Source organism: Cupriavidus sp. C3SS-1 (assembly GCF_057073755.1).
In genome coordinates, this window is sequence record NZ_CP172700.1 from 476,057 (window position 1) to 487,777 (window position 11,721).

An 11,721-nucleotide genomic window follows, 5' to 3' on the forward strand; every position below is an offset into this window, starting at 1 on the left:
GGAGAGAGTCATGCAACGTTTGGCAAGCAAGGTCGCCATCATCACCGGCGGCGCGCGCGGCATGGGCGCGCAGACCTCGCGGCTGTTCGTCGAGGAAGGCGCGACCGTGGTGATCGCCGACCTGCTGGAAAGCGAAGGCCAGGCCCTGGCAGCGGAACTGGGCGACAAGGCCAGCTTCCGCCGCCTGGATGTGAGCAACGAAGAAGACTGGGAGCGCCTGGCCAGCGAAACCGTGGAACGCCACGGCCGCATCGATGTGCTGGTGAACAACGCCGCGGTGCTGGTGTTCGGGGCCATCGAAGAGCTGCCAAAGGCCGACTTCGAGCGGGCACTGTCGATCAACCTCACCGGCACCTTCCTCGGCATCCGCAGCGTGGCGCCCTTCATGCGCGGGCAGCGCGCAGGGGCCATCGTCAACATCTCGTCCGTCGATGGCCTGCGCGGCGTGAATGCCCTGGCAGCCTACGTCTCGAGCAAGTGGGGGGTGCGCGGCTTGACCAAGGTCGCGGCGCTGGAGCTTGGCCCCCATGGCGTGCGGGTCAACTCGGTGCATCCGGGCGGGGTGGATACGCAGATGTCCAACCCCACTGGCGCCTCGCGGGAGGATCTGGCCGGCCAATATCGTCAGGTACCGCTGCAGCGCATTGGCGCCCCGGAGGAAATCGCCCGCGCCACGCTCTTCCTCGCAAGCGACGAGGCCAGCTACTGCAACGGCAGCGAACTGTCGGTGGATGGCGGTGCGGCAGCCGGCTTCTACTATGAGGGGTTGCCGGGCTCGCCCGTCTGAGCGCGCGGGTGGCCGGCATAGCCGGCGACCCGCGCCTTACCCCGGCCTCCTCAACAAGCTCCAGGCCCCTGACCAAGATACGCCCAATCCGGTATCCCTTTGTTTTCGGTAATGAAGAAGCGATTTACCGACGAACAGATCATCTGCATCTTGCTGGAAGCCGAAAGCCGGAGAGGTATTGGCAAGAAATCTGCGCAAGGTTGAATGAGTAGAAGAGCCGATCCTGCGTTCCGTCTTGCTGCCCCAGCATGGCTGGCGTCCTCGTCGATCGAGAATCTTAAGGATGGTCGCCGACTCCCACCGGCGCCGAGTTTTTCAACAGAATCGGCCGAGCTTGGAAATTGGCCAGGACCAGTTGGCGCAGGACGACGAATATTCCGTAGGGCGTGCTGGCGATCTAATCCGGTTTCGGTATCGCTTTCACGACCCTCTCCGTGAGGCCGTTCGCCAGCAACAAAGCCCGCACCTTCTCGGCCTCGGCTCGCGTCACTGTCATCCCATAATCGCCTCCCGCGTGGGTGATGCTGACGTGTACCTTGCCAGGAAGATTATCGAATTCCACCTCGCGGATCGACGCAAGGTCAATGTGGCTGCGCTTCTGCTTAAGCAGACCTGCGCTGTCCCGCCCTTGCATGTCAAGCTTCAGCTTACCCGAATCCAGGAAGACCTCATGTCGGCCGCCCGCCGCAACGCTGCCCAGCGTGAGCTTTCGCGCATGCTCACTGACGTACTGCTGCAGCGATGCCAGGAACGCGGGCGCCTGGGGCGTGGCCACGGTGAATGCGTAATCCAGCGAGCCCGTTTCGATTGTGATTTCGGTGCGTCCGCCCTTGTCCTTCCCTTGCTTCATCCTGGCCCCTCGCAGGGAGTCGAAGGTGATATGGATCACGCGGGTCTTGAATCCGCTCAACGGCTGCGGCGTGGACAGCCGTATCGCGAGCCTGGTTCCATCGCGCGCCAACGCAACCGTGCCGCCGTCGCTCGGGCCTTGGGCGTATTCCTTGCTCGCATTCATCAGCATGCGCAGTTCGAGCGACGATTTCACCATGGGCTGCCCGGTGCGGGCTTGCAAGTATCCCACATGCCAAGCGGACATCTGCCCTCTCGCGTCGTTGTGCTCCACCGTTTCAAGGAATGCCGTCATGGCGCTGGCATAGCCCGACCGGTTTCGAATTTCCAGCCCCTTCTGGTAACCCTGCGCCACCAGTCCGCCGGTGGACTTCCCCTTGATGTAGTCTGGGTCGGCCTTGAGTCCGTCGTTCTCCGCGCGCGCATCGAGGCCGGCTTCGAAGCCGGCCTCGAATGACTTGCCGCCAAAGGCCAGCATGGCGGCATCGAGCAGGCTTGTGGCGTTGTCTTCCCGGATCACGGTCTTCTTGCCACCGACATTCTCGTAGTCGCCTTTCTCGTGATGTTCGATCTCGACCACCCATTCGGGACGGATGTGTTCGAGAAAAAGCTCCCGAGCGTGCGTGGCACTCTGCCTGTACTTGTACGACGGTGCACCGGGCTTGTGCGGTTGATTGGTGGAATAGTCGGCGGGTGCCATGTCGCTGACACCGCCCTCGGCATAGTGATTCAGGAAGAGCACATCGGGAGGCACGCGCGCCAAGTCGATCTTGAGCTTGAATCCGCTGTCGGTGCGGAAATTGCCGCCGGTGTTCGCATAGGTCACGCCAACCTTGGGTGTCGACGTCAGGCTCACGCCGCGCTGTTCCGGCAGGCTGCCGTACATCTGGTGCGCCACCGCCACCTGCGTGTCCGTCATGCTTGCCCGCGGCGCAGTGGGGACGTTCCGGATCATCTGCGTGGTGAACGTGTGCACCCCGGGTTTGCGATTCGCGGCGACCATCATGTATTGCTGGAAGCGGCCGGTCATGTGGCCAACCATGAAGAACTCCATCATCTGGTAGTAATTCTTCTCCACATACGCGTAGCGGCGCGTGAGTGTGTTCCGGCTGTCCTTGACATACTCCTTGGCGTCGCCGCCTTCCACGGCCAGGTCTTCCATGCCTTTCTTGCGAAACACCTCGCGCGGCGGCCGCGGGCTGCCATCGTCGGGTACGGCGGCAAAGGCGGCGGCGCCCTCGCGCAGATCGCAGATCACCACGGGGCCGGTTGGGTGATGGTAGGTAATCTCGTTGTTATGCAGCGAGAGCGTGCCGTTGCGAAAGGCCTGTGTCCGGGCAAGCAGGACCTTTTCTTCCGCAATGTCCGACACGAGCCTGTCGTAGTAAGCCTGCGTCAGCCCGTGGCTCATGGGCCTGGCAAGCTTATCCTGCTGGAGCGCGGCCTCGGCTTGCGTATGGAGTATCCGCAACTGGTTTGCCTGCTGCTCCAGGTTCTGCATGTTCGCGTCCAGCTTGATCTGCCTGAGGGCGTTGGCGATCAATGGGCCAGTCACCGCGTCGCGGGCCGGAATCGCGGAGTAGTCGGTCAGCGCGCCAAAAATCGCCATGCTGTGGTGGTTGCGGAACAACTGGTCGCGCAGGGCCGCCACCTGGTTGTTCATGGCGGTCAGGTTTGCCAATGCGGTGTCCTTGTTCTGGTACAGAGCGGGCCGCCTCTTTCTGTCCATCCCTTCCTCGAACGTTGCGATGGCATTGGCGTTGCCGCCGGCTATCACCGGATTGAACTTGGCCATTTTCTTGGCGATTCGACGTTTTTCCGCGTGGCGCTGACCGGTGGCTTCCCGCCATGCCGCCCTCAGCAGCACCATGCCCTCGTCGATCTTGACCTGGTCCGGCACCACGAGGCGCTTGTCGAAGCCGATCTTGGTACCGGCCACACCCTTGAGCTGGACGACACTGGCGCCTCCAGCACGCGTGCCGCCATGCGCGGGCGCGCGGTCACCGTTGGTCGTCATCCGCAGCGCCCGATGTCCCATCACGTCGGCGTCACGTTCGAGTTGCGGATCGTTGTTGACCGGTACGCCGTCAGGCGTTTGCATGGTGGGCGCGACGCGTCCGCGCGCCTGCTGTGCTACGTGCCACGCTTCGTGGGGCAGGTGCCGTTCCTGGCCTGGCGCAAGGTGAATGTCGTGGCCTTGTGCATAGGCATGGGCATTCAGCTGGGCCGGTTGGGCGGAATCGTAGTGCACGCGCACGTGGTCCATCGACATGCCCGACAGCTGCTCGATGCCAGACTTCAGCGTGTCGGGCAGGCCGGTGCGATTTGGTTTCAGCGCGGCTGGCTGGCCCGATTCCCGGATGGCGCCGAGCCTGTCCAGCCGTGAGCGTTGCGCCACCACACGCGGGCTCTGGTCGATGCCATCGCTGTTGCCATTCACTTCGCGCCCTTGCGTGCCTGTGCCAGCGTCGCGTGTGTCGCGGCGGGCGGCGTCTTCGACCTTGACGTCATGACGGTCGGTCTTTTCCTGATACGCGCGCATCGTGATCCCCGTCGGTTGGAGTGAACTGCACGGATTGTTGGCGACGGCTGGCCGTCTGGCAAGGGCCGCGCCACCGTGCCGAGACGCCTCGGCAGATTGCCTACGGAGTATCCCGAAGCGCCTCAGCATTTCCGAAGTCAGGTTCAGCAATGCGCCGATGTGCCAAGGGCGGCGCCGGTCTCAACATGCGTCATAGCCAGATTGATTGAGCCCTGCGGCGTGTCTCCTCGGCCGCTGGACCGCAACAAACATGATCGACAGTGCACTTGGTCATCTCGCCACGCAGTTAAACCAGATGTTCCGCCGCAATGTGGTGCTGGCGGAGGATCTGGTCGTGGTGTCGAACCTGCAGGAACCCGACGGGGGCGTGGTGCAGCAGGCGTCGGGCAAGCTGGTGCTGTTCCTGGCAGGTATCGAGCGTGAAACGGCCGCGCACCGCAACTCGCAACTTCCCACCGGCGAGCACGGCAGCAGGGTGGTGGGCGTGGGGCCGCTGTACCTGAACCTGCTGGTCATGTGTGCCGCCACGTTCAGCGGACAAAACTACCCCGAGGCACTGAAGTTCCTGTCGGACGCGATGGCGTTCTTCCATGCCACCGCGGTGTTCGATCACCAGAATTCGCCGGACCTCGATCAGCGCATCGACCGCATCGTGCTCAATATCGAAAACCTGGGGTCATCGGAAATGCACAGCCTGTGGAGCATCCACGGCGGCCGCTATTGGCCATCGGTGTTGTACCGCGCAAGGCTGGTTTGCCTGGATAGCGGCGCCACGCTGGGGCGCGAGCCGCTGGTCAGCCGGCCCGACGTGGGGGCGCGGCCATGACCGGCGGATACCGGCCGCTATGTGGCCTGACGGTGCACCACCCGTACTTTTCGGCGGGTTGGCCCGAGGGCCTCCAACTGCAGGCCGACCGCCCCACGGCGGCATTGATGTCGCGCTTCGGCCTGTTGCTGCGCGGCGACGCGCGCCGCTTCGTGGTGATGGCCACCGAGCGTGCATTGGACGGCCTGTGGAGCGAGCGCGCCGAATGGCCGGACGGGGGGCTGCAATTCTCGGCATCGTCGTCGGACCCGCTCTGGGGCTACTACACCGACCTGCGGGCTTTGGTCTCTACCGGGCCGTTCCCGCTGTCGTTCGCACTGGCGCGCAGCGATTGTGCCAGCCAGGCCGACTGGCTGTCCGGCACGCCGGTGGACCTGACGGTGGCGCTGCCGGTGCGCAAGACGTACTGGAAGTATCTGCTGGTGGGGGACTGGGGCAACCCGTTGCAGGTGACCGATATGGCCGGTGTCGTCGGGTTTGGGGATTCGGACCAGGAGGTCTTGCCGGACGGCACACGAGTAACCGTGATCCGTTCGGCCGTGCCGATCGCGCTGGCAGAGCGGCCGCGCCAGCGCTTCCAGTTGCGTCGCGGCACGGGCACTGATGCGCGTGTGCTGGTGGCACGGCTGCCGCTCGCCAGCCCCGCGGGACTGCGCCGCGAGATCGTGGGCGGGGCGCTATCCGATGTGTCGGAAATCTTTGTCAACCGCTGACCTTCTTCAACGGGAGAGTGTGAAATGGGTGCAATGAAGACGCCTGGCGTCTATATCGTGGAAAAGAACGCCTTCCCGAATTCCGTGGTGGAGGTGGCGACGGCAGTGCCGGCTTTTATTGGGCATACGCAGATTGCCGATAACCGCAACAAGCCGCTGAGCATGAAGCCCTGGCGCATCAGTTCGATGGCGGAATACCACCAGTACTTCGGCTACGCACCGTTTCCGCGCTTCAACATCGCGGAGATGACAGATGCGTCGGCCACACCGGCGTTTCGCGTGGCGGCCAAGGACTATGTGCTGCAGATGCCCGAGGGCAAGGACGGCGGCGGCTACATGCTTTACCGCGCGTTGCGCCACTTCTTCCAGAACGGCGGCGGGCCGTGCTACATCGTCTCGGTAGGCGACTACGCGCAGGACCTGGACCTCGACCGCTTCAAGGCCGGCATCGACGAACTGCTCAAGGAGCAGGAGCCGACGATGGTGGTGATTCCCGAGGCCATCCGCTTCAAGCAGCCCGAGTGCATCGACCTGCAGCAGGCCATGCTGGCGCACTGCGGCGACAAGATGCGCAACCGCGTGGCCATCCTCGACATCTGGGGCGGCGACAAGCCGCGCACCGACCCCGGCGGCGATCCCGTGGCGACGTTCCGCAACGCGCTGGGCATCAATTTCCTGGATTTTGCGGCTGCCTACTATCCGTGGCTCAACACCACGATCATCGGCGACAAGGACATCAGCTACGAGAACGTCGCCAACCCCGACGTGCTGCAGCAACTGCTGCGTGCCGACCTTGGCCTGCCCGATACGGTTCCCGACGACGCCCCGCCCAAGACACGCGAACTGGCCGAGGCCATTGGCGATATCTCGAAGGACTGGGCCACGGTCACGCCTGCGCTGACGGAGGACGCCATCCTGGCCAACAAGGCGCTGCTCAACAAGACGCTGACATCGGTCAGCAGCCTGTTCAATACGGTGCTGGACGAAGTGAAGTACCAGTTGAACCTGGTGCCTCCCAGCGCGGCCATGGCGGGTATCTACACGATGGTCGACAACACGCGCGGCGTGTGGAAGGCGCCGGCCAACGTGAGCCTGGCAGGTGTGATCTCGCCGTCGGTGGCGATCTCCGCCGTCGACCAGGAAGAACTGAACGTCACGACGCAAGGCAAGTCGATCAACGCGATCCGCAGCTTCATCGGCGAAGGCGTGCTGGTCTGGGGCGCGCGCACGCTCGATGGCAACAGCCTGGACTGGCGCTACATCAACGTGCGCCGCACCATGATCATGCTCGAGGAATCGTGCCGGCTGGCTGCCAAGGCACTGGTGTTCGAGCCGAACGTGGCCAACACCTGGGTCACCATCCGCAGCATGATCCAGAACTTCCTGACTGGCATCTGGAAGCGCGGCGGCCTGGCCGGCGCCACGCCCGAGGATGCCTTCAGCGTGCATGTGGGCCTGGGCGAGACCATGACGCCCGATGACATCCTGGAGGGCATCCTGCGGGTCACGGTGCTGGTAGCAATGGTGCGTCCCGCGGAGTTCATCGAGATCACGTTCCAGCAGCAGATGCAGAAGTCCTGACCCTGGCGCGGCCCCGCCAACCAGAAACGCGTAATCACGGAGAACTGTCATGGCAGACGACGGCTCGGCACAGTCCAGCAATGTTTGGCCCATTCCGAAGTTCCATTTCCAGGTGAAGTGGGATTCCACCGTCATGTCCTTCGAGGAAGTCTCGGGGCTGGACGTGGAGGCGCAGCAGATCGAGTACCGCCAGGGCGACAGCCCGGTGTTTTCCACGGTCAAGATGCCCGGCCTGAAGAAGTACGGCAACGTGACCATGAAGAAGGGCGTGTTCAAGGCGGACAACAAGTTCTGGGACTGGTTCAACCAGATCAAGATGAACACCATCAAGCGCGTGCCGGTGATCATCAGCCTGCTGGACGAATCGGGCAAGCCCACCATGGTCTGGACACTCACCAATGCATGGCCGGCCAAGATCACCGGCACCGACCTCAAGGCGCAGGGAAACGAGGTGGCGGTGGAAACCATCGAGATCGCCCACGAGGGGCTGACCATCGCCAACAGCTGACGCCACGCTCGCCATGCAGAAATCGGCACGGTTCGGCACCGACTTCATGCCGGTGTCCTTCTCATTCTCCGTGGGGTTCAACAATATTGCCAGCGGCGTGGACTGCTCGTTCCAGGAAGTCACGGGCATGGACCAGGTGATGGAGACCGAGGATGTGCAGTGTGGTGGGGAGAACCGCTTCGTCTACAAGCTGCCGCGCGGGGTGAAGCAGGACAAGCTGGTGCTCAAGCGCGGCGTGGCCGATATGCGTTCGCCGCTGATGCGCTGGTGCAAGTCGGTGCTGGGCGGCGGCCTGGCGCAGCAGGTGGTGCCGATGGATGTCAGCGTGTACCTGCTTGACGAAGTGGGCAACAAGGTGCGGGGCTGGACGTTCTTGGCGGCGTATCCGGTGCGCTGGGGCGTCGACGAATTCAACTCGACCAGGAACAGCGTGGTGATCGAAACCATCGAGCTGGCGTACCTGAACTGCATCCGGGAGTTATGAACCATGACGATCGAAGTGCGCCAGATGGTGATCCGCTCCGAGCTGAACGACGGGCGCCGCGCGGAGCCGGCACGCGATACCCAGGCCCAGGCGCGCGACCCCGGCCAATGCTGTGGCGAGGACGAAGCCGCCAGCGACCGCCACCGCGAGCAGCGGGCGCAGATGCGCGCGTTGCAGGCCCAGCTGGCGCGGCTCCGGGAGCGCTAGATGCCCGTGCAATCGGCCCAGCTGACGCCGCTGAAGATCACGGCGTGCGTGGACAACAACGGCGTGGTCACGCCGCAGGGCGGCGCCGGCAAGTCCGTTTCGCTGCTGATCAACCCGTCGCAGCTGCGTCATGAGCGCAACACCTGCTTCAGCAAGCAGAAGCCGATGGGCGACACTGGTTCGGGCCGGCCGTTCAGCCATATGCAGCCGGGCAAGCTGTCGTTCGCTGCGGTGTTCGATGGCACCGGCGTGATTCCGCGCGCGCCGGGCAGCAACGTGCCGGCCGAGGTGGAAGACCAGCTCAATGCCATGAGCAAGGTCATCTACGAATACAAGGGCGTGCAGCACCAGCCCAGCATCGTGCAGATCCTGTGGGGCCAGCTGATCTTCACGGGACGGCTGACCAGCTTCGCCACCGACTACACGCTGTTCCGGCCCAGCGGCGTACCGTTGCGCGCCACCGCCGCGCTCGCGTTCGATTCGTACACAAGCTCCAAGCAGGCCAGGCTGGAAGCCGATGCCAGTTCGCCGGACCTGAGCCACATGGTGCGCGTGCGTGACGGCGACACGCTGCCTCTGCTGTGCGAGCGGATCTACGGCGACAGCCGCTACTACATGGCCGTGGCGCGCTTCAATGGCTTGCGCCAGTTCCGCGCGCTGACCCCGGGCATGACGCTGCATTTTCCGCCGCTGGAGTAGCCATGCCGACTTATCCGTCGATCGCGACCGATGGCGTGCTCAATATCAGCGTGTCCAGCAATGGCAAGCCGCTGCCGGACCTTGCGCTGTTATCGGTCACGATTCGCCGCGCGTTCAACCGAATTCCATGGGCCGAAATCGTGATCGGCGACGGCGACATGCCGACCGGTACATTCCCCGTCAGCGATGCGGCCACCTTTGCCCCGGGTGCCACCGTGTCAATCAGCGCCGGCTTTGGCGACGAGAAATCCCAGGTGTTCCGTGGCGTGGTGGTACGGCACGGGATGCGAATCGACGGGCAGAATGAATCGCGGCTGATCATCCAATGCCGCGACCTGGCCGTGAAGATGACAATCGGGCGCAGCAACGCCAACTTCGTGGACTGCACCGACGCCGATGTGATGTCCAGGCTGATCGGCGCGCACGGCCTCTCGGCCAACGTGGGCGCCACTACGGGAACATATGGCGAGCTGGTCCAGTTCTACAGCTCCGACTGGGATTTCCTCCTCGCGCGCGCCGAGTTCAACGGCATGCTGGTGGACGTGGAAGACGGCACGGTCAACGTACTGGCGCCCACGGCCAGCGGCAACCCGGCGTTTGGCCTGACGTGGGGTGCCGACCTGTATGAGTTCGACGCGGACATCGATGCACGGCTGCAATACGAATCGGTGCAGGCCACGGCATGGGATCCCGCCGCGCAGGCCATCGTGCAGGGGGAGGCGGCGAAGCCGGAAGCGTTCAATCAGCAGGGCAATCTGACCGGCAGCACCCTGGCCCAGGTGATCGGCCTGCCGGTGTGGCAGATGCAGACGGCCACGACGCAAGACGCGCAGATGCTGGGCGGCTGGGCCAAGGCGGTGCAGACGCGCGCCGCGCTGGCGCGGATTCGCGGGCATCTGCGGTGCCAGGGCACCGCGCTGGCCAAGCCCGGCGTGCTTGTGAATGTGGCCAATGTCGGCGAGCGTTTCTCCGGCGCGGTGTATGTCACGGCCGTCGAGCACGCGATGGTGGGGGGCATCTGGCATACCGACGTGGAATTCGGCCTGGACCCGGATGCGCGCCCGTCGCACAGCGACGTGCAGGCGCCAGTGGCGGCGGGGCTGATGCCAGGCATTGGCGGGCTGCAGATCGGCGTGGTAATCAAGCTCGACGGGGATCCCGCTGGCGCGCAGCGCATCCAGATCCGCCTTCCGGTCATGCAGGCGCAGACCGAGGGCGTATGGGCCCGCCTGATCCAGGGCTACGCCTCGAACGGCTTCGGCGCGTTCTTCCTGCCCGAACCGGGCGACGAGGTCATCGTCGGCTATCTCAACGACGATCCCTGCCATCCCGTGGTGCTGGGCGCGGTCTACAGCGCCGCCCATGTGCCACCGTATGCGCTGGAAGCGGAGAACAACACCAAGGCGATCGTCACGCGCGCCAGGCACGTGGTGTCGTTCGACGAGGAGAAAAAGATCATTACCGCCACCACGCCGGGCAACAACAAGGTGGTGCTGGACGACACCGACAAGTCGATCCTGGTGCAGGACCAGCACGGCAACAGCGTCAAGCTGTCTCAGGCCGGCATTGCGTGCGACAGCCCCTATGACATCACGCTGAAAGCGCAGGGAAATATCCGCATGAGCGCGAACCTGTCGATCGAGATGACGGCGCAGGCCGACGTGAAGGCGTCTGGCCTGAATGTCCAGTGCGAGGCGCAGGTCGGCTTCGTGGGCAAGGGTGCGGCAACGGCGGAGCTGTCGGCAGCCGGGCAGACCACGGTGCAGGGCGCGATGGTGATGATCAACTGAAACCGCACGGACGATAACCATGCCACCTGCTGCCCGCCTGACCGACATGCACAGCTGCCCGATGCAGACGCCCGGCCTGCCGCCCGTGCCCCATGTGGGCGGCCCGGTGATCGGCCCGTGCGTGCCGAACGTGCTGGTCGGCAAGCTGCCTGCCGCCGTGCTCGGCGACAACGCGGTCTGCGTGGGGCCGCCCGACGTCATCGTGCAGGGTTCGGCCACGGTGATGATCGGCGGACGCCCGGCCGCGCGCGTAGGCGATGCCACGGCGCACGGTGGCGTGATCGTGCTCGGCTTGCCCACCGTACTGATCGGAGGCTGACCATGAATCCGTTCCTGGGCCGCGGGTGGCAGTTTCCGCTGGGTTTCGATCCGCGCAACCGGCAGGTTGGCATGGTGACCGATGTCGAGGACATCGAGGAAAGCCTGCGCATCCTGTTCGGCACCTATCCGGGCGAGCGCGTGATGCAGCCCGCGTACGGCTGCGCCGTACGGCGTGCCGTATTCGAATCGATCAACGAGAGCGCGCTGACCGAACTCAGGGAGATGATCCGCAAGGCCATTCTGTTTTTCGAGCCGCGCATCCTGCTGGAGCGTATCGAGACCGACGTGGCCGAGCTGGAGGGACGCATCGACCTGCGGCTCGACTATGTGGTGCGCACCACCAACACGCGGCACAACCTCGTCTATCCCTTGTACCTGGACCAGGCCACCGAGCCGGTCAAGACCTACTGAGGC

Annotated in this window: 12 protein-coding genes and 1 pseudogene; 11 read left to right on the plus strand and 2 right to left on the minus strand. The window is 64.3% G+C overall.

What is annotated here, in order from left to right; genetic code table 11:
- The first annotated feature begins 10 nt into the window (after positions 1-10).
- Positions 11-787: an SDR family NAD(P)-dependent oxidoreductase gene (locus tag ACIGJC_RS18220; protein WP_483713476.1), complete on the plus strand. Its 777-nt coding sequence runs from the start codon at positions 11-13 to the stop codon at positions 785-787.
- A gap of 397 nt (positions 788-1,184) precedes the next feature.
- On the opposite strand, the gene ACIGJC_RS18225 is transcribed toward ACIGJC_RS18220, so the two are convergent.
- Both ACIGJC_RS18225 and ACIGJC_RS18230 read right to left on the minus strand, forming a co-directional pair.
- A complete protein-coding gene (locus ACIGJC_RS18225) occupies positions 1,185-3,674 on the minus strand; it encodes a hypothetical protein (protein WP_483714525.1) in 2,490 nt (829 codons plus the stop codon).
- Between the two features lie 138 nt (positions 3,675-3,812).
- Positions 3,813-4,307, minus strand: a pseudogene (locus tag ACIGJC_RS18230) (eCIS core domain-containing protein); the annotation flags it as partial.
- Between the two features lie 121 nt (positions 4,308-4,428).
- On the opposite strand from ACIGJC_RS18230, the gene ACIGJC_RS18235 reads away from it, so the two are divergent.
- From ACIGJC_RS18235 to ACIGJC_RS18280, 10 genes are read left to right on the plus strand one after another with little or no spacing between them, the layout of a single operon-like run.
- The gene (locus tag ACIGJC_RS18235; RefSeq protein ID WP_483713478.1) at positions 4,429-5,004 is read left to right on the plus strand and encodes a Pvc16 family protein; all 576 of its coding nucleotides are present in this window, start codon (positions 4,429-4,431) and stop codon (positions 5,002-5,004) included.
- A complete protein-coding gene (locus tag ACIGJC_RS18240; protein ID WP_483713479.1) occupies positions 5,001-5,717 on the plus strand; it encodes a hypothetical protein in 717 nt (238 codons plus the stop codon). The genes ACIGJC_RS18235 and ACIGJC_RS18240 overlap by 4 nt, the downstream gene beginning before the upstream one ends.
- A gap of 24 nt (positions 5,718-5,741) precedes the next feature.
- Complete coding sequence (locus tag ACIGJC_RS18245) at positions 5,742-7,298, plus strand: phage tail sheath family protein (RefSeq protein ID WP_483713480.1); 1,557 nt, start codon at positions 5,742-5,744, stop codon at positions 7,296-7,298.
- A 49-nt stretch (positions 7,299-7,347) separates the two neighbouring features.
- Positions 7,348-7,806: a phage tail protein gene (locus ACIGJC_RS18250; protein ID WP_483713481.1), complete on the plus strand. Its 459-nt coding sequence runs from the start codon at positions 7,348-7,350 to the stop codon at positions 7,804-7,806.
- Positions 7,807-7,819: 13 nt separating this feature from the next.
- The gene (locus ACIGJC_RS18255; protein WP_483713483.1) at positions 7,820-8,290 is read left to right on the plus strand and encodes a phage tail protein; all 471 of its coding nucleotides are present in this window, start codon (positions 7,820-7,822) and stop codon (positions 8,288-8,290) included.
- 3 nt (positions 8,291-8,293) lie between these two features.
- Entirely contained in the window at positions 8,294-8,497 is a 204-nt protein-coding gene (locus ACIGJC_RS18260) for a hypothetical protein (protein WP_483713485.1), read from the plus strand.
- The gene (locus tag ACIGJC_RS18265) at positions 8,498-9,196 is read left to right on the plus strand and encodes a CIS tube protein (protein WP_483713486.1); all 699 of its coding nucleotides are present in this window, start codon (positions 8,498-8,500) and stop codon (positions 9,194-9,196) included.
- Between the two features lie 2 nt (positions 9,197-9,198).
- Complete coding sequence (gene vgrG / locus ACIGJC_RS18270; RefSeq protein ID WP_483713488.1) at positions 9,199-10,986, plus strand: type VI secretion system tip protein VgrG; 1,788 nt, start codon at positions 9,199-9,201, stop codon at positions 10,984-10,986.
- Positions 10,987-11,005: 19 nt separating this feature from the next.
- Positions 11,006-11,305, plus strand: coding sequence for a PAAR domain-containing protein (locus tag ACIGJC_RS18275; protein ID WP_483713490.1), 300 nt, complete (start codon positions 11,006-11,008; stop codon positions 11,303-11,305).
- Between the two features lie 2 nt (positions 11,306-11,307).
- Positions 11,308-11,718, plus strand: a complete 411-nt coding sequence (locus ACIGJC_RS18280) for a GPW/gp25 family protein (RefSeq protein WP_483713491.1) — start codon at positions 11,308-11,310, stop codon at positions 11,716-11,718.
- Positions 11,719-11,721 lie beyond the last annotated feature (3 nt).